Origin of the sequence: Paracoccus maritimus (assembly GCF_025195095.1) — a bacterium.
Taxonomy (GTDB): Bacteria; Pseudomonadota; Alphaproteobacteria; order Rhodobacterales; family Rhodobacteraceae; genus Paracoccus; species Paracoccus maritimus.
The window spans coordinates 344,849-365,476 of sequence record NZ_JANAVZ010000001.1 but is presented as its reverse complement, the minus strand read 5'-3'; the positions used below and the strand labels follow the sequence as shown (position 1 = coordinate 365,476).

Annotated in this window: 20 protein-coding genes and 1 pseudogene; 11 read left to right on the top strand and 10 right to left on the bottom strand. The window is 63.7% G+C overall.

Annotated features, from left to right (window positions below; all coding sequences use genetic code 11):
* The first annotated feature begins 76 nt into the window (after positions 1-76).
* On the top strand, positions 77-703 hold the full coding sequence (locus MU516_RS01710; protein ID WP_260275471.1) for a response regulator transcription factor: 627 nt from the start codon (positions 77-79) through the stop codon (positions 701-703).
* A 363-nt stretch (positions 704-1,066) separates the two neighbouring features.
* Here the strand turns inward: MU516_RS01710 and ettA are convergent, their stop codons facing one another.
* The 4 genes and pseudogenes from ettA to MU516_RS01690 form a co-directional block, all read right to left on the bottom strand.
* The gene (gene ettA / locus MU516_RS01705) at positions 1,067-2,722 is read right to left on the bottom strand and encodes an energy-dependent translational throttle protein EttA (protein ID WP_260275470.1); all 1,656 of its coding nucleotides are present in this window, start codon (positions 2,720-2,722) and stop codon (positions 1,067-1,069) included.
* A 56-nt stretch (positions 2,723-2,778) separates the two neighbouring features.
* A complete protein-coding gene (locus MU516_RS01700) occupies positions 2,779-3,654 on the bottom strand; it encodes a sulfotransferase family protein (RefSeq protein WP_260275469.1) in 876 nt (291 codons plus the stop codon).
* On the bottom strand, positions 3,651-5,015 hold the full coding sequence (gene rimO, locus MU516_RS01695) for a 30S ribosomal protein S12 methylthiotransferase RimO (RefSeq protein WP_260275468.1): 1,365 nt from the start codon (positions 5,013-5,015) through the stop codon (positions 3,651-3,653). Before rimO ends, MU516_RS01700 begins: the two co-directional genes overlap by 4 nt.
* A 105-nt stretch (positions 5,016-5,120) precedes the next feature.
* Positions 5,121-7,062: pseudogene (locus MU516_RS01690) on the bottom strand (TonB-dependent receptor plug domain-containing protein).
* Between the two features lie 165 nt (positions 7,063-7,227).
* Here MU516_RS01690 and MU516_RS01685 point away from each other — a divergent pair.
* Entirely contained in the window at positions 7,228-7,710 is a 483-nt protein-coding gene (locus tag MU516_RS01685) for a hypothetical protein (protein WP_260275467.1), read from the top strand.
* Between the two features lies 1 nt (position 7,711).
* Here the strand turns inward: MU516_RS01685 and MU516_RS01680 are convergent, their stop codons facing one another.
* From MU516_RS01680 to MU516_RS01665, 4 genes are read right to left on the bottom strand one after another with little or no spacing between them, the layout of a single operon-like run.
* Positions 7,712-8,482, bottom strand: a complete 771-nt coding sequence (locus MU516_RS01680; protein WP_260275734.1) for an ABC transporter permease — start codon at positions 8,480-8,482, stop codon at positions 7,712-7,714.
* Entirely contained in the window at positions 8,482-9,435 is a 954-nt protein-coding gene (locus MU516_RS01675) for an ABC transporter ATP-binding protein (protein ID WP_260275466.1), read from the bottom strand. Before MU516_RS01675 ends, MU516_RS01680 begins: the two co-directional genes overlap by 1 nt.
* A 21-nt stretch (positions 9,436-9,456) precedes the next feature.
* Positions 9,457-10,656, bottom strand: coding sequence for an MFS transporter (locus tag MU516_RS01670; protein ID WP_260275465.1), 1,200 nt, complete (start codon positions 10,654-10,656; stop codon positions 9,457-9,459).
* 1 nt (position 10,657) lies between these two features.
* Positions 10,658-11,239, bottom strand: coding sequence for an NADPH-dependent FMN reductase (locus tag MU516_RS01665; protein WP_260275464.1), 582 nt, complete (start codon positions 11,237-11,239; stop codon positions 10,658-10,660).
* Between the two features lie 72 nt (positions 11,240-11,311).
* Between MU516_RS01665 and soxR the strand changes: the two genes are divergently transcribed.
* Positions 11,312-11,806: a redox-sensitive transcriptional activator SoxR gene (gene soxR / locus MU516_RS01660; RefSeq protein WP_260275463.1), complete on the top strand. Its 495-nt coding sequence runs from the start codon at positions 11,312-11,314 to the stop codon at positions 11,804-11,806.
* Between the two features lie 99 nt (positions 11,807-11,905).
* Entirely contained in the window at positions 11,906-12,631 is a 726-nt protein-coding gene (locus tag MU516_RS01655) for a rhomboid family intramembrane serine protease (RefSeq protein ID WP_260275462.1), read from the top strand.
* On the opposite strand, the gene mnmC2 is transcribed toward MU516_RS01655, so the two are convergent.
* The gene (gene mnmC2 / locus MU516_RS01650; RefSeq protein ID WP_260275733.1) at positions 12,621-13,322 is read right to left on the bottom strand and encodes a tRNA (5-methylaminomethyl-2-thiouridine)(34)-methyltransferase MnmC2; all 702 of its coding nucleotides are present in this window, start codon (positions 13,320-13,322) and stop codon (positions 12,621-12,623) included. The genes MU516_RS01655 and mnmC2 overlap by 11 nt on opposite strands.
* A gap of 49 nt (positions 13,323-13,371) precedes the next feature.
* On the opposite strand from mnmC2, the gene MU516_RS01645 reads away from it, so the two are divergent.
* A complete protein-coding gene (locus MU516_RS01645) occupies positions 13,372-14,406 on the top strand; it encodes an NAD(P)/FAD-dependent oxidoreductase (protein ID WP_260275461.1) in 1,035 nt (344 codons plus the stop codon).
* Positions 14,407-14,455: 49 nt separating this feature from the next.
* On the opposite strand, the gene MU516_RS01640 is transcribed toward MU516_RS01645, so the two are convergent.
* On the bottom strand, positions 14,456-14,977 hold the full coding sequence (locus MU516_RS01640) for an NnrU family protein (protein WP_260275460.1): 522 nt from the start codon (positions 14,975-14,977) through the stop codon (positions 14,456-14,458).
* A gap of 70 nt (positions 14,978-15,047) precedes the next feature.
* Between MU516_RS01640 and MU516_RS01635 the strand changes: the two genes are divergently transcribed.
* Genes MU516_RS01635 through MU516_RS01610 form a run of 6 tightly spaced genes read left to right on the top strand, consistent with a single transcriptional unit; the run spans position 15,048 to position 20,607 of the window.
* On the top strand, positions 15,048-15,611 hold the full coding sequence (locus tag MU516_RS01635) for a DUF4202 domain-containing protein (RefSeq protein ID WP_260275459.1): 564 nt from the start codon (positions 15,048-15,050) through the stop codon (positions 15,609-15,611).
* The gene (locus MU516_RS01630; RefSeq protein ID WP_260275458.1) at positions 15,611-16,315 is read left to right on the top strand and encodes a sirohydrochlorin chelatase; all 705 of its coding nucleotides are present in this window, start codon (positions 15,611-15,613) and stop codon (positions 16,313-16,315) included. Before MU516_RS01635 ends, MU516_RS01630 begins: the two co-directional genes overlap by 1 nt.
* Positions 16,316-16,359: 44 nt before the next feature.
* Positions 16,360-18,645 (top strand): bifunctional salicylyl-CoA 5-hydroxylase/oxidoreductase, encoded by a 2,286-nt coding sequence (locus MU516_RS01625; RefSeq protein WP_260275457.1) that lies wholly within the window; start codon positions 16,360-16,362, stop codon positions 18,643-18,645.
* Positions 18,642-19,367 (top strand): SDR family NAD(P)-dependent oxidoreductase, encoded by a 726-nt coding sequence (locus tag MU516_RS01620; protein ID WP_260275456.1) that lies wholly within the window; start codon positions 18,642-18,644, stop codon positions 19,365-19,367. The genes MU516_RS01625 and MU516_RS01620 overlap by 4 nt, the downstream gene beginning before the upstream one ends.
* Complete coding sequence (locus MU516_RS01615) at positions 19,364-19,798, top strand: MarR family winged helix-turn-helix transcriptional regulator (protein WP_260275455.1); 435 nt, start codon at positions 19,364-19,366, stop codon at positions 19,796-19,798. Before MU516_RS01620 ends, MU516_RS01615 begins: the two co-directional genes overlap by 4 nt.
* Positions 19,795-20,607 carry an enoyl-CoA hydratase family protein gene (locus MU516_RS01610; protein ID WP_260275454.1) on the top strand — a complete coding sequence of 271 codons (813 nt, stop codon included), beginning with the start codon at positions 19,795-19,797 and terminating at the stop codon, positions 20,605-20,607. The genes MU516_RS01615 and MU516_RS01610 overlap by 4 nt, the downstream gene beginning before the upstream one ends.
* Positions 20,608-20,628 lie beyond the last annotated feature (21 nt).

The window sequence follows — 20,628 nt, the reverse complement described above, 5'->3', positions numbered from 1 at the left end:
GGGCTACACTTCGACAGAACGAATGATACGGGTTTGCGCCGTTCTACAACGGCGCTGAACAAGGGAGAAGCGGGCAATGACTGACGACGATGGCGTGCGAACGGTCTTCATCGTGGACGATGACCCTGCCATACGTTCATCGCTGACCCGCGGACTGCACCTGCGCGGCCTGGACTGTGAGGCCTTCGAATCCGCCGAGGCCTTTCTGGCAGCCTATGACGAAACACGCCTGGGCTGTCTGATCCTTGATTACGGAATGCCGGGCATGAACGGCCTGGAACTGCAGCAGCATCTTCGTGATCGCGGCATCGCCATCCCGATCATCTTCATTACCGGCCATGGCGGAATCCCTGAATCCGTGCAGGCGATGAAGGGCGGCGCGATCGATTTTCTGGAGAAGCCCTTCCGGCAGACGGATCTGATCCAGCGTATCCATGCGGCAATGGAAATGGCCGAAACGATGCGCCGCGAAGGTCTTGCCACGCGCCAGATCAAGGAACGCCTTGCGCGCCTGACGCCCCGCGAACAGGAAATCGTCGATCACATGCTGGCGAACCCGGCCGAGGTTTCCAGCAAGGAAATCGGTCGCTATCTGGATATCAGCCCCCGCACCGTGGATCACCACCGCGCCCGCATCCTAGAGAAGCTTGACGTTGGATCGGTTGTAGAGCTGATCGACATGGTGTTGCGCGCACAACGCTGAACCGCGCGGTTCCGGCGCCCAACCAAAAAAAGCCGCCGAATCCGCATGGAATATGCAACGGATTCGGCGGCATTAAAAAAACTGCCTTAAAACAGCTTGGTCAAGGCCGTTACACTCATCACCCGTACAATCTGACCCGCGCGATCCTGACGGCCCAAAATCCCGACCTTGAAATGGTCGCCAACTGCTTCGCTGACGATGTGTTAACTATGCCTGAACAGGTTGCCGAAGTGTATTCGTGCGATTGCGTAGGCAAGACTGCCCAAGGGCGTGCAAGGCAGCAGGAGATTCGGTTGAGGGCAAGGCGATCCCGTAGCGGTTCGCCTTGCCGCGCGCTTGCGCCTGTTCGACGCGAGGATCCGATCAGCGGGTGAATTTCTTGTATTTCACGCGCTTCGGTTCGATCGAATCCGGACCAAGGCGGCGAACCTTGTCTTCTTCGTAGGCCTCGAAATTGCCTTCGAACCATTCGACATGCGCATCCCCCTCGAACGCGAGGATATGGGTGCAAAGGCGGTCAAGGAAGAAGCGGTCGTGGCTGATAATGACCGCGCAGCCGGCGAAATCCTCCAGCGCGGCTTCCAGTGCCTGCAGGGTTTCGACATCCAGATCGTTGGTCGGTTCGTCAAGCAGCAGCACGTTGCCGCCGGATTTCAGCAGCTTGGCCATGTGGACCCGGTTGCGTTCGCCGCCCGAAAGCTGACCGACCTTCTTCTGCTGATCGCCGCCCTTGAAGTTGAAGGCGCTGCAATAGGCGCGGCTGTTCATCTGCGTGTCACCCAAGACGATCTGCTCGGCCCCGCCGCTGATTTCCTCCCACACGGTCTTGCCCGATTCCAGCGCATCGCGCGACTGATCCACATAGGACAGATGCACGGTGTCACCATAGGTGATCTCACCCTGATCCGGCTTTTCCTGACCGGTCAGCATGCGGAACAGCGTCGATTTACCGGCGCCGTTCGGGCCGATCACGCCGACGATGCCGCCCGGCGGCAGGCTGAAATCCAGCCCTTCGATCAAAAGCTTGTCGCCCATGGCCTTTTTCAGGCCCTCGACCTCGATCACCTTGTTACCCAGACGTTCGCCGTTCGGAATGATGATCTGGGCGCGCGACAGCTTTTCACGTTCGGACTGACCAGCCATTTCGTTATAGGCATTGATCCGCGCCTTGGATTTGGCTTGCCGCGCCTTGGCACCGGCGCGGATCCATTCCAGTTCGCGTTCCAGCACCTTCTGCTTGGACTTGTCCTCGCGCGATTCCTGCTCCAGTCGCTTGGCCTTCTGTTCCAGCCATGCGGAATAGTTACCCTCGTAGGGGATGCCGCGGCCGCGATCCAGTTCCAGGATCCAGCTGGTGATATCGTCCAGGAAATAACGGTCGTGGGTGACGATCAGGATCGTGCCCTTGTATTCGATCAGGTGCTTTTGCAGCCAGGCGATAGTTTCCGCATCCAGATGGTTGGTCGGTTCGTCCAGCAGCAGCATGTCCGGCGCTTCCAGCAGCAGCTTGCACAGCGCGACGCGGCGGCGTTCGCCGCCTGACAGGGTGGACACGTCGGCGTCATCGGGCGGACAGCGCAGCGCCTCCATGGCGACATCGATCTGGCTGTCCAGATCCCACAGATTCTCGGCGTCGATCTCGTCCTGCAGCTTCGCCATCTCTTCGGCGGTCTCGTCCGAGTAGTTCATCGCCAACTCGTTGTACCGCTCCAGCTTGGCCTGCTTGGCGGCGACGCCCAGCATCACGTTCTCGCGGACGCTGAGGCTTTCATCCAGCTGCGGTTCCTGCGGTAGATAGCCGACCGTAGCGCCCTTGGCGGCCCAGGCCTCGCCGGTGAAATCCTTGTCCCAGCCGGCCATCACGCGCAGCAGGGTCGATTTACCGGCGCCGTTGACGCCGACGACACCGATCTTCACGCCGGGAAGAAAGTTCAGCCGGATGTTCTCGAAGACCTTCTTGCCGCCGGGATAGGTCTTGGACACGCCGTCCATGTGATACACGAACTGATAGGACGCCATCGGAATCTCCTCAAGGTTTGGCGGCTATGTAGGGGAAAGCACGCCCCGGTGAAAGGTCAGCGCAGATCGGCCATGAATTCGGCAGACATGGTCGCGCCAAGATAGTCGAATTGCGGCTCCAGCTTGGCGCGCAGTGCTGCGCGGGCCGGATCGGGCACCGACAGGCCACTCGGTGCCGCAAAGACCTTCTTGTGCAGACCCTGATAATATGCGGCAGGCAAGTTCAGAAACGCCTCGATATCACGCATCAGGGCGTGCGGGTCGCGGGCGATCCGCCCGAACGGCAGAACCAGCAGACGGTCGTCGCCGAACCGTTCCCGCCAACGCGGCAGATAGGTCGCATAGTCGCCGCGATCCATCAGCACCGGGTCTTCGATCTCGGCCAGCCAGTCATCAACGGTCACCGGCTTGCGGCCCTTGCGCCTGAGATTCATCTTCAACTGGGATATGGCCCGATCCACAGGATGGCGGATGACATAGATGAACTGCGCGTTGGGCAGGAAGTCACGAATATAATCCACGCCCTCGGCGGGAAGGGTCGAATACTCGGGCGTGATGTCGATGGGTCGCGACCCCTGCGGCGCGGGCGCGAAAACGCTGCGATACCAGCGTTCGGTGAACATCTCGCCCTGGGTGATCTCTGACAGATAGACCGCCATCTCGGGCGACATCGGAATGCCCTTGGCGACATGGCGACGGACGATGTTTTCCTTGCTGCGCCGGAAATGCCAAGGAAGCCATTTGCGATGTTCGGGCACGAAACGGTGGTTGAAAAACTGCACCTCCTTGAAGGGCGGTGTCCAGATCCTCGGATGCTGGGCCAGGCTCTCACTCAGCCAGCTTGTCCCAGCCTTCTGCGCCCCGATGCCTACGATGCGGGGCTTGCGTGGCTGACCGTCAGCGTCCCACGCGGGCTGCCCCAGATCGTTCAAAGTCGCCCCCACAGGTCGTATTCACCGGCCTCATCCACTGTGACGCTGACGATATCGCCCGATTTCAGCGTGTCGAATCCGTCATCGATGAACAGGTTTCCGTCAATCTCGGGGGCATCCGCCTTGGTCCGGCAGGTCGCGCCCTGTTCATCGACGTCGTCCACGATCACCTCGATACGCTGGCCGACCTTCGCAGCCAGCTTCGCCTCGCTGATCTTCTGGGCCTTTTCCATGAAACGGTCGAAACGGTCCTGCTTGATCTCGGGTGCGACATGGTCGGGCAGGTCATTTGCCCGCGCGCCCTTGACGTTCTCGTACTGGAAGGCACCCACGCGGTCCAGCTGCGCCTCGTCCAGCCAGTCCAGCAGGGTCTGGAACTCGGCCTCGGTCTCGCCCGGATATCCGACGATGAAGGTCGATCGCAGGGTGATGTCGGGGCAGACGCTGCGCCACGCCGCAATTTCATCCAACGTTCGTGCCGCCGCCGCAGGCCGGGCCATGCGCTTCAGCGTGTCCGGATGCGCGTGCTGGAACGGGATATCCAGATAGGGCAGCACAAGCCCGTCGGCCATCAGCGGAATCAGGTCGCGGACATGGGGATAGGGATAAACATAGTGCAGACGCACCCATGCGCCGAGGCTTCCAAGATCGCGTGCCAGATCGGTGATATGGGCACGGTGGCCCCGTTCGGTCTGGTATTTGCGATCGACGCCATAGGCGCTGGTATCCTGGCTGATGACCAGCAGTTCCTGCACGCCCGCCTGAACCAGTTTTTCGGCTTCGCGCATCACGGCATGTGCCGGGCGGCTGACCAGTCGTCCCCGCATGTCAGGAATGATGCAGAACTTGCATTTATGATTACAGCCCTCGGAAATCTTCAGATAGCTGTAGTGCCGTGGGGTCAGGCTGACGCCCGAAGCGGGAAGCAGGTCGATGAAAGGATCGGGGCTTGGCGGCACCGCGCCATGCACGGCATCCAGGACGGATTCGTATTGATGCGGTCCGGTCACGGCCAGAACCTTGGGATGCGCGCCGGTAATGTATTCGGGCTCGGCACCCAGGCAACCGGTCACGATCACCCGACCGTTCTCGGCCAGGGCCTCGCCGATCGCGTCCAGCGATTCCGCCTTGGCGCTGTCCAGAAATCCACAAGTATTCACGATCACCGCGTCCGCGCCCGCATAGTCGGCGCTGATCGCATAGCCTTCGGCCCGCAGCCGGGTCAGGATGCGTTCGCTGTCGACCAGCGCCTTGGGGCAGCCAAGGCTGACCATGCCGATGGTCGGCTGGCCATCGCGGCGCTGGTCCGGGATGCGGGCGCGGGCAAGGTCGGGGCGCAGATCGGGCGGGTTGCTGTGCATCCTGCGCAGATAAGCGATTCGCGGACGCCAGGAAAGGGCGTAGCGATAGGACGATTGCCGATGGCCGGGACACATGCCCAAACATCAGCCCCGGTCATCGCCCTCTCAGAACTCGGTCGCAACCACCAGCGACACGGTTCGACCCGGCTCTTTCAGCGTGCCCACGACATCGAATTCGCCGCCATAGGTCGCTCGGTCGGCATAGTCGCGGTCGAAGAGGTTGTTGATTTCGGCGCGGATGGTGACGTTGTGGTATTGCGGTGGCAGATATTCGGCAAACAGGTTCAGCACCGCATAGCCGGACAGGTCGCGGTCGGCGGATTCCGGCATCCGGTAATCCAGTGCCGCCTCGACCGTGCCGCCCAGGCGCAAGCCTTGCCAGGGTGTCTGCTGTTCCATCTCCAGCGCCAGCACTGTTCCCAGAGGCGCCCCGAAGTCCAGCGCCTCATAGCCGTCGGCATCTGCGCCATCAACCTGAACATCGCTGTGCGAGAGGGTGAACCGCGCCGATCCGGTAGCCCAGCCATATTCCGCCCCCCAGGTTGAATCCGCGGCTTTCGAAGTCGAAATTGCCGACTCCGCCGCGGGCATCGTCGATCCGGGTCACGAACACCTCGCCGCCCAGTTTCAACTGGTCGGCCTGCCAGTCCAGACCGATCGTGGCGTTTTGCGCCCGCGCGGCCCGCAACCCGGCATAGGTCCAATCCGGCAGGAATGTGTAGTTGTCTTCGATATCGACACCGCCGAAGATCGAGGACATACCGCCTCGCAGGGTCAGCCGATCTGAAAGAGCGTAGGTCAGCGACGCGTTGCCCGAAACGCCCGAATGCGTGTTCTTGCTGCCATCCACGCCTTCAAAGCGCTGCCGGTCCGCCCGCAGCCCGGCAGACAGCCGCGCCTGCGGCGTCACTTGAAGCCGCGCTTGGGCAAAGATCCCAAGATTGTGTGATTCCTCGCGCAGGTAGCTGTCGAAATCCGGGCTGGAATATTCACCAAACCGGCGCTGCCAGTCGATCCCCGCAACGATGCTGTCTTCGGCGCCAATATTGAAACGGTTCTGAATCCTGGCCGACCATGTGCCCGAAAGGCCGTTGCTGTCCCAGGGTTCCGGCACGACGATGTCGCTTTCGGAATAACCCAGATGGATCTCGGGATCCCACATTCCGTCGGCCAGTATGTGTTCGTAATGCAGGGAATAGCTTTCGCGCGTCGTGTCATAGACCCGCAGCACGCTGTCATCACCACCGAAGCTGCCGAAATTCGCGCGGAACTGGCGCAGCGAGTTGTCGCGCAGCCGCTGTCCGGACAATTCGACCCGATGTCCGGTCTCGTCCTCATAGGCCAGCTTCAGCAATGTGCTGGTCAGGTCGGCGCGCGTTCCCAGCATCCGCTGACCGCTGCCGCTGTCGTAATCCTCGCCGGTGGCGCGCTTGCCATAGGCCAGCCACGAGAATCCTCCAGACTGCCCCGCCATGGTCAGCGCGCCTTGTGCGGTGCCGCCGTTGCCGGCGTAACCCAGCCTGACATTGCCGCCAAAGGGATCGCCGGGATCAAGAATATCCTCGGGATCGACGGTTTCGAAGACGACCGAACCGGCCAGCGCATATGGTCCCGCGTCGGCGGGCGAGATTGTAGCATCAGCCCTGACCTGCTTCAGCAGGCCCGGATCGATCGCGTTGGCCGAGACGTGGTGAAAGGCGCGGTTGTTCTGCGCGGTGCCGTCGATGGTCACGCCCAGATTCAGCATGTCCACGCCATTGACATAGATCTTCTGCGTCAGCGGCAATGCGCCCCCCACAGAGACCGACGCGATACCCGAGAAAAGATCCTTCAGATCGCCGGTGCGCGCGCGCTCGATCTCCATTCCTGTGGCATACGTGCTGGTGGCCCGGTCAGCGGCGCCGAAATGGGGATCGACCGATTCCAGGTAGATCGGATCAAGCTGGTAGACGCGTTCCTGTGCGTGGACGGCTGCGGAACCGCCCAGCACGGCAAACAGGGTGGCAAGGGGCAAGGCAGGTGGGATCGGCAGGGGGCGCAGCTGCATGAAAGGTCTCCGTCGCGCGACGTTCGGCTGGCTGGGCACGAGACCTTGCTGATTGACCAAGACGCTATCCGAACCGATCGTTCCGTTCAAGGGAACGTGATCGGGCGGGCCGCTTCGCCGGATCGTGACTTTCCTCTTGGTCGTCCGCCGGTCAATATCCGCGTCATGAGTGCCCGAATCCGATCCGCATTGTCCGTCCTGCTGTTGTCGCTGCCGCTTGTGCTGTCGCCGCCCGCAGGTCTGGCCCAGGCCCGCAAGAACCATATCGACATCGTCAACGACAGCGGCGGGAACGTCCTGCAGATGATGCAGCGGCGGAATGATCTGGCGCGATCGGGCAAGACGATCCGCATTCGGGGATATTGCAGATCGGCCTGCACGATGCTGATTACCTTGCCCAATGCCTGTCTGGGACCAAGGGCAAGGATCGGCTTTCACGCACCGCGCATTCCGAACACCACGATCATCCCGCCCTATGTCGACCAGATCATGGGCAGCACCTATCGCGGCGAAATCAAGCAGCGCTGGTTCGCAGGCTGGAACAGGTCGATCGAGATGCAGGTGATCACGGCCCGCGAATATGTCAGGCTGGACCCGCAGACCCGGATCTGCCCCAGCCTGACGAAGAAGCGTCGGAAGAAAGGCTAGGTCATTCGCGCAGCCGCCAGCCGGTCGCAAAGATCCAGCGGATGATGGCAAGGCAGACACCGACCATGATTGCCACTGCGACCAGGGAAACGCCGACCGGTACATCTGCCAGCCCGAAGAACGACCAGCGGAAACCCGAAATCAGGTACAGAACCGGGTTCAGCTTTGCGACGCCTTCCCAGAAGGGCGGAAGCATGCTGGCCGAATAGAAAGCGCCGCCCAGAAAAACCAGGGGCGTGATGACCATCATCGGGACCAGTTGCAGCTGTTCGAACGACTTGGCCCACAATCCGATGATGAACCCGAGAAGACTGAACCCAAGCGCGGTCAGGAACAGGAAGGCCAGCATCCAGAACGGATGCAGGATATGGACACCCACGAAGAAGAAGCTGGTCAGCAGGATCACCAGCGCGATCATCATCGACTTCGCCGCTGCCGCGCCGACGAAACCCATCGTCACCTCTATCCAGCCGACGGGCGAGACCAGATATTCAAAGATCGTGCCGCTGAACTTGGGGAAATAGATCCCGAAGCTGGCATTGCTGACAGATTGCTGCAGGATCGTCAGCATCATCAACCCCGGCACGATGAAGGCGCCATAGGGCACACCCTCGACCGACTGGATGCGGCCACCGATGGCCGCGCCGAAGACCACGAAATACAGCGTGGTCGACACGACGGGCGACAGCAACGATTGCATGATGGTTCGGAAGAACCGCATCATCTCGTGATGAAAGATTGCCCACACACCGGGCCAGTTGATTGCCGTCATCATGCAGCATCCTCCGCAGCGCTATTCTTGTCGCCGTCATCGACCAGCGAGATGAAGACTTCTTCCAGGCTGGATTGCTTGGTCGAAACGTCGCGCACTGTAATCCCCTGCGCCGCCAGATCGCCCAGAAGCCGGGCAATCCCGGTCCGGTCGGCCCGCGTGTCATAGTCATAACGCAGATGCCGACCGTCCTGCGCGAGTTCGAGGCCGCGCCCCGCAAGAGCGGACGGAATGGCGTCCAGCGCCGTGTCCAGTTCGATGGTCAGGGTCTTGCGCCCGAACTCTCCCATCAACTCATCCTTGGGTTTCACCAGAAGCAGACGACCGTGATTGATGACGCCGATCCGGTCAGCCATTTCCTCGGCTTCTTCCAGGTAGTGCGTGGTCAGGATGATGGTCACGCCATCCTTGCGCATTCCTTCGACGACCTGCCACATCTCGCGGCGCAGCGCGACATCGACACCGGCAGTCGGCTCATCCAGGAACAGAACCTTCGGACGATGAGCCAGCGCCTTGGCGATCAGCACGCGGCGTTTCATCCCGCCGGACAGTTCCTTGGTCATCGCATCGCGCTTGTCCCACAGGGCAAGGCTGCGCAGCACCTGTTCGATATAGGCGTCGTCGCGCCCTTCCCCGTAAAGGCCGCGGGTAAACCGCACGCAGTTCATGACCGTCTCGAACGGCTCCAGCGCGATTTCCTGCGGCACCAATCCGATCATCCGGCGCGCCGCGCGCCAGTCTGTGCGGATGTCGTGGCCGCCCACGCGCACGGTGCCGCCGGTCGGCACGACCAGCCCGCAGATGATCGAGATCAGCGTGGTCTTGCCCGCGCCGTTCGGACCAAGCAGGGCGATGATCTCGCCTTCCTCGATATCCATCGACACATCACTGAGCGCGCGCGTGCCGCCGCCATATTGCTTCGACAGATTGTCGATCTGGATGATTCCGGCCATGTCCGGCTCCTTCTTTGGCCGTTACTGACTGCGCAGCGGCCGGGTCGCATGAGGGGTTTGCCGACGCAACGCCAACGTCAGCAGAAAGGCCAGCGCCACGAAGGCGAAGGCGCCGACGCGAAACGCGCCGGAATAGCCCAGATGGGTGGTCAGCGGCTGAGATGCCAGAGGCGACAGGAACTGTCCCAGAAAAATCGCCGCCGTGATCAGGCCGGTGATCAGCCCGCGATGCCGCGCAGGCGTGACGTTCAGCGCGGTGGTGATGAAGGTGGGCATGCAGAAACCCAGCCCAGCCCCGATCAGCGCGGTCGACAGCATCGCAAGGCCAAGCGAATGTCCGATGGACAGTCCGGCAAATCCCGCCGCCAGCGACAGGTAACCCGTGACCGGCGTTCCGATCCGCCCCAGCCATGGCCGAATCCAGCCCGAGATCACCGACATCACCGCAGCGGCGAACATCATCGCCCCCATCACGATGCCCGCGTCACGGGGATCGGTCAGCCCTTCGTTCTGCAGGTGATAGGGAACCTGCGTCGGCACCGCGTAGAAGATCACGAAGGTCAGCCCCGCCGCCGCGGCCATGATCGTGACGGTCAGTTGCCAGCCCGGTTCGGCATTGTCGGCCACCGATCCTGTGCCCGGCTGCGACGCAAATCGTGGCGGTTCGGGCAGAATCGCCGCCAGCAGCGGAAACAGCAGCGCGGCAAGGCCGTAGATAAGGAACGGCAGCCGCGGATCCGAGGCCGCCAACGCCCCGGCGACGGTGACGAAGACCAGCCCGCCGATATTCGTCGCGGCCATCTGATATCCCATCAGGCGTCCGCGCGCCGGACCTTCGAAATAGTCCCCGACCAGCGCCGCTTGCGAGGTCATGATCGCGGCCACACCCAGACCCAGCGCCAGCCGGCTGGCCAGAATCGCCTCCAGCGTATTGAGATACAGGCCCGCCGTCCCGGCCACGGCGTAGATCACCAGCCCGGCCAGCAGCGGACGCCGCCGTCCCAGACGGTCTGTCAGCCCCCCCGCAAACGGCGCGACAATAGCCACCAGCAACGAGGGCGCGGTGATCAGCAGCCGCGTCAGGATCGGCGCCAGCGGATCATCGGCAAACGCCGCCTCCAATCCCGGCAGCGACGGGGTGATGGTGGCGTTCGACATGATCGTCAGCATCGACGCCAGCATCAGTCCCCACGACCGCCAGTCCTTCAGCAGCGGATCCATGTCAGCCATCCTCTCGATCATAGGGTCGCGCACCGCGCGCATCCGACAGCGCGTCAGCCCACCAGCGCAGCCGATGGGCGAACACCGCCATCGCTGCCTCAGCGGCGGCGCGATCATCGGGGTCGGTGATCCGGCCCTCTTCGTCAAAGCGACGCCAGGGCGATGCAAAGCTGAGCGTGTCGCGGATCGTGACCGTATGCAGTTCGGCCAGGATGATGCGCAGCGCCTCGATCGCCCGCAGGCCGCCCGAAATACCGCCATAGCCGATCAGCCCGACCGGACGTGCCCACCATTCGGATGTCACCGAATCGATCAGCGTCTTCAGATGTCCCGGCTCGGCATGATTGTATTCGGGCGTGACGATCACGAACCCGTCGGCACCGTGCATCTGTTCGCGCAGCCGCGCGATGGCCGCCTGATCGCCGATCTGCAGCGGCAGCAGATCCGGGTCGGCGGGATCAAGGATTTCCGGCGCGAAACCGTGCAGACGCAGCTGGCCCGCCACCCAGGCCGCGACCCGATCGTTGATGCGCCCTTCGCGGATCGAACCCAGGATCACCACGATCCGATTGCCCTCAGTCATCCCGTCTTCCTTGCCATTCCGGTCCAGGCTTGCCACCCTAAGACCTTAACCAAAGTTCAGGACAAGCTGAAAATGTCCCGCGATATCAATGACAATGCAGCATCGACCCCAATCATGTCGGTCGGTGCGCTGTCTCGCCGAAGCGGTATATCCGTCTCGGCCATTCACTTTTATGAACGCGAAGGGCTGATCCGGTCCACCCGCAATGCCGCAAATCACCGGCGTTATTCGCGGGCCAGCCTGCGCGTTCTGGCCATCATCAAGGCCGGCCAGCGCGCCGGTCTTCCGCTTTCCGAAATCCGCACGGCCCTGACCCCGGCACTGACCGGAAAGCCGCTGAACCGCGAGGAATGGCAGCGTATCTCGGAAAGCTGGCGCGACGATCTGACCCGCCGGATCCGCGTGCTGGAACAGGTCCGCGACCAGCTTGCCGGCTGCATCCGCTGCGGATGTCTGTCGCACGAGCTGTGCGTCCTGTTCAACCCCGCGGACCGCGCCGCCGCGGAAGGTCCGGGCGCGCAGGGGCTGGAACCCGTCCCTGTCGATGACATGCCGCGCGAGGGCTGAGTCTCGTGCCCATGTCGTCGGTCCTGACATCTTGCTGGCGGGGTTGCGCGACGGGCCGCGACGGCGGATGCTGGGGCAGCTGCAGATGCCGAAAGTCAGATGTTCCCGATCCGCGATCACAATCCGTCCCAGCGCACCCCGATCGTGACATGGGCGATCATCGCATTGAATATCGTGATGTTCGTCCTGACCCTTCCCGGTTCGGATGCGGGGGCGGCACTTTGGGTGCGGCTGGCGCTGTATCCGCTGGCGATCATGCACGGCGAATATCTGTGGGGGCTGGCCAGTCACATGTTCCTGCATGCGGGACTGCTGCATCTGGGCGGCAACATGCTGTTTCTGTGGATCTTCGGCGACAATCTTGAAGAACAGATGGGGCGGCCCGGCTTTTTGTTGTTCTACCTGGCGACGGGGCTTGCCGCCGCGGCCGCGCAGATCGCCGCCGATCCGGGATCGACCGTGCCGATGGTCGGCGCATCCGGCGCGATCGCAGGCGTCATGGGGGGCTATCTGCTGATGTTTCCCCGCGCCCGCGTGGATGTGGTGGCGATCTTCATCATCTTCTTCAAGGTCTTTACCGTACCCGCATGGCTGATGCTGGGTGCATGGCTGGGGTTGCAGTTGTTCGGCGGTTTCACGGTCACGGGCGACCAGGGAGGCGTCGCCTATTGGGCCCACGCGGGGGGCTTCATCGCCGGCGTCGCACTGTGCGTGCCGTTGTTTCTGCGTCGGGGCGGCCCCCGCTTCTGGCAGGTGACCCATGGCCACCCGCCGCATCCCGAAGCCACTTACACGCAGACACGCATCCCGCGCGTCACACGCTAGGCCCGTGCGCGACTGTGTCTGTGTCGGTGTCGGTCATGCCGTCGCGCAGCCGCCCCACGCTCATGTGCCGCTTGCGCCCGAAACCGGGCCGCCGCTGGACCGCGAAACCGGCTTCCTCCAGCGCGCGCCGGACATGCCCGGCGGCGGTATAGGTCGCAAAACCGGCCCCGGCCGCGCTGTGCCGCCCGACCTGCGCCATCAATTCGGCTGACCACATCTCGGGGTTCTTGGCGGGCGAGAACCCGTCCAGAAACCACGCATCCGCGCGCCCCGGCCACGCGGGCAAGGTGCGCCGCACATCGCCGATCACCAGCCGCAGATCGACCGGGCCGACCTGCAACCGGGCGGCGCCCCATCCCTGGCGCAGTTGCGAGGCCAGCCCGGCCAGCTCGGGGAACGCCGCATGCGCCAGGGCCAGCTGGTCCACGGTCATCGGATAAGCCTCGAAGCTTGTCATGACCACGGGGACGCGCGCGACCAGCGCCAGCGCCAGTGCGTTCAGCCCGGTGCCGAAGCCCAGCTCGGCCACATGGAACCCCGGCCGCAGCCGCGCCGGCAGGTCGTTGCCATCCAGAAACACGTGCCGTGTCTCGGCCAGACCGCCCGCAAGGCTGAAATAGGGATCGTCGAAACGGGTCGAGACCGGCACTCCGCCCTCGCGCCACGCCAGCTGTGGCTGGCCGCCATCCATCTGATCGGCTAGATCGTTCATGGTCGCAGCTAGGCGAAGGGCGGGCGGTTTGACAAGCATCACCATCATCGGCGGCGGCATCCTTGGCCTGTCCTGCGCGTGGGAGATCGCGCGCCGCGGCGCGAAGGTCCGCGTCATCGAGGCGGAACGGATCGGCGCCGGATCGTCGGGCGGCAATGTCGGCGCGCTTGCCCCCCACGCCCCCGAGCAATGGAACGACAAGAAGGCGTTCCAGCTGGACAGCCTGCTGCTCGCCTCGGCGTTCTGGGCCGAGGTCGAGACGGCCTCGGGCCTTTCCAGCGGTTATGGGCGCACCGGTCGCCTGCAACCCGTCCCGGACATGGCCACGGCGGAGCGGCTGAAAGAACGCTTGGCAGGCGCTGATGCACGATGGCCCGCCACCATGCCGATGCGGCTGACGCAAAACCCCGGATCGCCGCTGGTGCCCTACAGTCCGACGGGGATCTGGCTTGAAGACCGGCTGACGGCCCGGCTGAACCCTTGCCTGGCGCTGGCCGCGCTGGCTGCCGCGATCAGGGCAAGGGGCGGGCAGATCGTCGAAGGCCAATCAGCACGACCAGACGCGTCCACAGGTCCGACGCTGTGGGCCACCGGCGCAGCGGGCCTTCAGATGCTGGGCGACGATCTGGGCAGATCTGTCGGAAAGGGCATCAAGGGCCAGTCGGCGCTGCTGGATTTCCCGGCACCCGGCGCCCCGCAGGTCTTCGCCGACGGGCTGCATATCGTGCCGCATGCGGATGGCACGACCGCCGTCGGCTCTACCTCGGAAAATGATTTCGACCATCTGGCCCCCGACCTGATGCTGGACGACCTCGTCGCCAGCGCGCGCATGATCTGCCCTGCCCTCGCCCAGTCACGGATCGTCCAGCGTTGGGCCGGGATTCGGCCCCGCGCGAAATCGCGTGCACCGCTTCTCGGCCAGTGGCCGGGACGGCCGGGCCATTACATCGCGAATGGCGGGTTCAAGATCGGCTTCGGAATGGCGCCGGGGATCGCCCGACTGATGGCCGATCTGATCCTGGCAGGTCAGGACCGGCTTCCCGACGCATTCCGCCTGGCCTGAGACCTCTTCTTTGCCAGAATACCCGCTGCGCCCCGGCCTTCACCCGTCATCAGCCGGGCAAGGGCGAGACACCCACAACGACCGGGTGCAGCAGGACGAGTGCGATCCACAGGCCGACGGCCGCCAGTATCCGCAAGACCGAGGGTCGGAACACGCGCGGAAACCCTGACCGCATCAATCCCGTTCCCGCAAAGACCAGCATTCCGCCGAACAGGATCGCATGCGCCAAATCCCCGTTCGCAACCAGATGCGCGGCCGCCCAGATCGCAAAGGCCATCAGCAGGCCCGACATGCCCGCCGCCAGCGCGGCGGTCAGAATCGCTACGGGCATCGCCAGATTGACAATCCAGCGACCGCCCGCGCCCGCCTGCCACAGCCCGATATAAGGTGCGCCCGACGATGCCCGCACCAGCCAGATCAGCAGCGCGATCGAAACAAGGCTGAAGACCAGAAGATAGCCCCGCCGCCCCAGTCGCGCGATCAGCAGGCCGCGCGGCCCCGGCGCCGCCGGAACAATGTGCGCGGCCAGAAAGCACATCCAGGCCAGCAAGTATTCGCTCCATCCGTTCATCCACCCGCAGATAGCTGCTTGCAGCCTCCCCCGCCAGCGGGTCAGACTGCGACAAAAGGAAAGGACGCGCATGACCACCCGGCTCGACCACGCCTTCGCCAGCATCGACGCGGCAAACGCCCAGGACCCGAACCTGGAAGACGGAACACCTGCCAACCTGTTGTATGGCCAGCGCATGACAGCCGAACAGCAGCGGCTGTTTCCCGATGCCTCGGACCCGTTGCGGATCGCCTGTCGCGGCCAGCATATCGAACGATGGACACTGCCACGCGACGCCTATCCGATGGATCGGGCCGGTTACCTGCAATGGCGGCAGGAACAGGGGCGACGCCACGCCGACCGAATCGCCGGGATCATGCAGCAGGCGGGCTATGACGACGCAGATATCGACGCGGCGCGCAGGATGCTGACCAAGCAGGGCCTGAAGCGCGACCCCGAGGTGCAGGCCCTGGAGGATGTGATCTGCTTCACGTTCATCCGCTGGTATCTGGGCGATTTCATGGCCGAGCAGCCGGATGAGAAAATGCCGCGCATCATCGAGAAGACCGCCAGAAAGATGTCCGCTGAAGGGCGCGCGCGGGCGCTGTCCGAATTCGACATGCCGGACGCCTTCGCGCAATATTTTCGCGACTGATGACAAACCCTATCAGCAAAGCCGTCATCGTCTCGCACGGTCAGCCGGGCGATCCCGAACCGCAGGAACAGGCGATCCGCGACCTTGCCGCGCGCGTCGCCACAGAAAATCCCGGCTGCGAGGTCAGGGGCGCGACATTGGCGATGCCGGGGGCGCTGGCCGATGCCTGCGACGATCACAGCCTGATCTATCCGATGTTCATGGCCGAGGGGTGGTTCACCGGCACGCAACTGCCGCGCAAGCTGGCCGAGGCAGGGGCCGCGAACGCCCGCATCATGCGCCCGTTCGGCACCGATCCGGCGCTGCCGCCGCTGATCGTTCGGCTGGCGCACCGCGCTGCCGCCGAACAAGGCTGGGCCCCGAACGACACGACACTTCTGTTGACCGCCCATGGCTCGGGGCGGTCGCAGGCCAGCTTCAACATCACCTCGGCGCTGGCAGACCTGATCGCTCCGCATTTCGCCCGCGTGGTCACCGGCTTTGTTGAGCAGGATCCCTTCATCGCCGAGGCGGCGCAGGGGCTGGCACGGGCGGTCAGCCTGCCTTTCTTTGCCCTCAGGGCCGAGCATGTGACCGATGACCTGCCGCAGGCGCTGGACCAGGCAGGGTTCGATGGACCGCGCCTTGAGCCGATCGGTCTGGCGTCCGAGGTGCCCGCGATCATCGCGGATGCACTTCGAAGGGAAATTTTAAGCTTGAAATAATATCTGCGTCGTGCCAGCTTTCCGATAACAGGAGGTGGCACGGCATGAAGATTCTCTGCCTCGGCGGCGGCCCTGCGGGCCTGTACTTCGCGATCTCGATGAAACTGCGCGATCCCGCGCATCAGGTCACGGTCCTGGAACGCAACCGCGCCAATGACACCTTCGGCTGGGGTGTCGTGCTGTCGGATGACGCGCTGGAACGGATGCAGCGCAACGATCCGCAATCCACGCAGGCGATCCGCGACAACTTCATCTATTGGGACGATATCGCGGTCATTCGCGACGGCCATCGCGATGTGTCAGGCGGGCATGGTTTTGCCGGGATCGGGCGAAAGAAGATGCTGACGCTGCTGCAGGACCGCGCGCGCGAACTGGGCGTGGACATGCAATTCGAAACCGAGTTTGGCAGCGCCGAAAGCTACGCAGGGAATTACGATCTGGTCGTCGCTTCGGACGGGCTGAACAGCAAGGTCCGGACCGAGTTTCAGGACGTGTTCAAGCCCGATATCGACATGCGCCTGTGCAAGTTCATCTGGCTGGGCACGCATCAGAAATTCAACGACGCCTTCAACTTCATCTTCGAGCGGACCGAACACGGCTGGCTATGGGCACATGTTTATCAGTTCGACGACGACACGGCGACCTTCATCGTCGAATGCAGCCAGCAGACCTGGGACAGCTTCGGCTTCGAAGCGATGACGAAGGAACAGATCGTCGAAACTTGCCGGGCTGTCTTTGCGGATCATCTGGACGGGCATGATCTGATGTCGAACGCGGCGCATCTGCGCGGCTCGGCGGTCTGGATGAACTTCCCCCGCGTGATCTGTGAACGCTGGTACCAGGGCAACGTCGTGCTGATGGGCGACGCGGCGGCGACGGGGCATTTCTCGATCGGTTCGGGTACACGGCTGGCTTTCGACAGCGCCATCGCACTTGCCGAATACCTGCATTCCGAACCCACCATGGAACGAGCATTTGCACGCTATCAGGAAGAACGCCGGCTAGAGGTGCTGCGCTTGCAATCGGCAGCCCGAAACAGCCTTGAATGGTTCGAAGAGGTTGAGCGTTACTTCGACCTGCACCCGATCCAGTTCACCTATTCGCTGCTGACCCGCAGCCAGCGGATCAGCCATGAAAACCTGCGCCTGCGCGATCCCGACTGGGTGCGCCGGGCCGAGGACTGGTTTCAGGGACAAGCCGGCGGCCAGCCCGGCCGCGCGCCGATGTTCGCCCCCTTCAAATTGCGCGAAATGCAGCTGAAGAACCGCATCGTCGTGTCGCCCATGGCGCAATACAAGGCGGTCGATGGCAAGCCCGTGAACTGGCACCTTGTTCATTATGGCGAACGTGCCAAGGGCGGCGCGGGACTGGTCTATACCGAGATGACCTGCGTCTCGGCCGAAGGCCGGATCACGCCCGGCTGCCCCGGGCTGTATGCGCCGGAACACGAGGCCGCATGGCGCGAGATCACCGATTTCGTGCATGAGGAAACCGATGCCCGCATCTGTTGCCAGATCGGCCATTCGGGCCGCAAGGGCAGCACCCGCATCGGATGGCAGGGCATGGATCAGCCGCTTGCCGACGGAAACTGGCCGATCATGTCGGCCTCGGCCCTGCCATGGTCGGCCGGGAATGCCGTGCCGCAGGAAATGACGCGGGCACAGATGTATCAGGTCCGGGATCAGTTTGTCGCCGCGACCCGCATGGCCGAACGCGCCGGCTTCGACATGATCGAACTGCACGCGGCCCATGGTTACCTGATCAGCAGTTTCATCTCGCCGGTATCGAACCGGCGCGCGGATGAATATGGTGGGTCTGTGGAAAACCGGATGCGCTGGCCGTTGGAGGTATTTGCCGCGATGCGCGCGGCGTGGCCCGAAAGCAAGCCGATGTCCGTTCGAATCAGCGCCAATGACTGGGTCGGCACTGACGGCGTCACGCCAGAAGACGCGGTGCAGATCGCCCGGCTGTTCCGTCAGGCCGGGGCCGATATCATCGATGTTTCGGCCGGTCAGACCACACCTGACGCCCGCCCCGTCTATGGCCGCATGTTCCAGACCCCTTTTTCCGACCGTATCCGGAACGAGGCCGGGATCGCGACCATGGCCGTCGGCAATATCTACGAACCCGACCATGTGAACTCGATCCTGATGGCGGGGCGGGCCGATCTGGTCTGTCTGGCGCGACCCCATCTTGCTGACCCTTACTGGACGCTTCATGCCGCCGTGGCCCTGGGGGATGAGGCGACCGAATGGCCGCTGCCGTATCTGGCGGGCCGCGATCAGGCGCGCCGCCTTGCCGAGCGTCAGGCCGAGGAAATCCGGGCGTGACCCGCGTCCTGATCACCGGCGGCGGCAGCGGCACCGGGGCCGACATGGCCCGCGCCTTTGCCGATGCCGGGCACGAGGTGATCATCACCGGTCGTCGCATGGACAGGCTGGCGCACGTGGCGACAGGCGGCATCCGCGCCGTTGCGGGCGATATCAGCGACCCGGATCAGGTCCGCGCGATGTTCGATCGGGCCGGTCCCTGCCAGATCGTGATCGCCAATGCCGGCGTGGCCGAAGCCGCGCCGTTTGCCAAGGTCGATCTGGAACACTGGAATCGCATGATCGCCACCAATCTGACCGGCACCTTCCTGACGTTTCAGCACGGACTGGCACAGATGCAGACCGGCGGCCGCCTGATCGCCGTGGCCTCGATCGCGGGGCTGCGCGGGGCGGCCTATGCCGCACCCTATGCCGCCAGCAAACACGGCGTCATGGGGCTGGTGCGGTCACTGGCCCATGAGGTCGCGAAGAAGGGTATCACCGTGAACGCGATCTGTCCGGGCTTTCTGGACACCGACATGACCCGCCGCAGCATCGCCAATATCATCGACAAGACCGGTCGGGACGAGGCAGAGGCGTTGGCATCCCTGACGTCCAGGAACCCGCAGGGACGTCTGGTTGCCCCATCCGAGGTGACGGGCACCGCGATGTGGCTGGCATCACCCTCGGCAGCCAGCGTCAACGGCCAGGCGATCATGCTGGACGGAGGCGAAAGCGCATGAGCGATCTGTCCAAGCGGCGCCTGAAGACATGGATCCGCCTTCTGGGCGTGACCCGCGCCGCGGAAAATCGTTTGCGCGACTATCTGCGCCGCGAACATGACACCACCCTGCCCCGCTTTGACGTCATGGCCGCGCTGTGGCGGCGGCGCGAGGGGGTGACGATGTCGGAACTGTCACGGATGCTGCTGGTGTCGAACGGCAACGCAACCGCCGTGGTGGACCGGCTGGAAAAGGACGGGATGGCCCGGCGCGAGGCCGAAGACGGCGACCGCCGCCGCATCCGCGTGCGCCTGACGCCGGACGGGCTGACCGCGTTCGAGGCCATGGCGACCGGCCACGAGGCCGAGGTCGATGCAATCTTTGCCAGCCTTGGCGAAACCGATCTGGACTTGATGCGCGACATTCTTGCGCGCGCCGGGAGGAACGAATGAAACCGATCCGCATGGCGAACCTGACGCCGCAGCATTTCCACTGGCAGGTCTCCGACCGGATCGCCGTGATCCGCCTGAACCGCCCCGAGCGCAAGAACCCGCTGACCTTCGACAGCTATGCCGAACTGGGCCGCGCCTTCCGCGACCTGGCGCATGCCGATGATGTCGATGTCGTGGTTTTGGCCAGCAATGGCGGGAATTTCTGTTCGGGCGGCGATGTCCATGACATCATCGGCCCGCTGGTCGCGATGGAAATGCCGGAACTGTTGGCCTTTACCCGCATGACGGGCGAACTCGTCAAGGCGATGATCCATTGCGGCAAGCCGGTGATCGCCGCGGTCGAGGGGATCTGCGTCGGCGCGGGCGCGATCATGGCCATGGCCAGCGATCTGCGGCTGGCCGCGCCCTCGGCCAAGGCCGCGTTCCTGTTCACCCGCGTCGGGCTGGCTGGCTGCGACATGGGGGCCTGCGCCATGCTGCCCCGTATCGTCGGCCAGGGCCGGGCGGCCGAACTGCTGTATACCGGACGCGTGCTGCGCGCCGAGGAAGGCGAGCGCTGGGGATTCTGGAACAGCCTGCATGAGGATGTCGAAACCGCCGCGATGGAACTGGCCCGCAGCATCGCCGCGGGGCCTACATGGGCGCATGGGATCACCAAGACGCAGCTGAACCAGGAATGGAACATGGGCCTGGATCAGGCGATCGAGGCCGAGGCGCAGGCGCAGGCGATCTGCATGCAGACGCGCGATTTCGAACGCGCCTACCGCGCCTTCGTCAACAAAGAGCAGCCAGTGTTTCAAGGCGACTGACCTGCTTTCCCTTGGGTATTT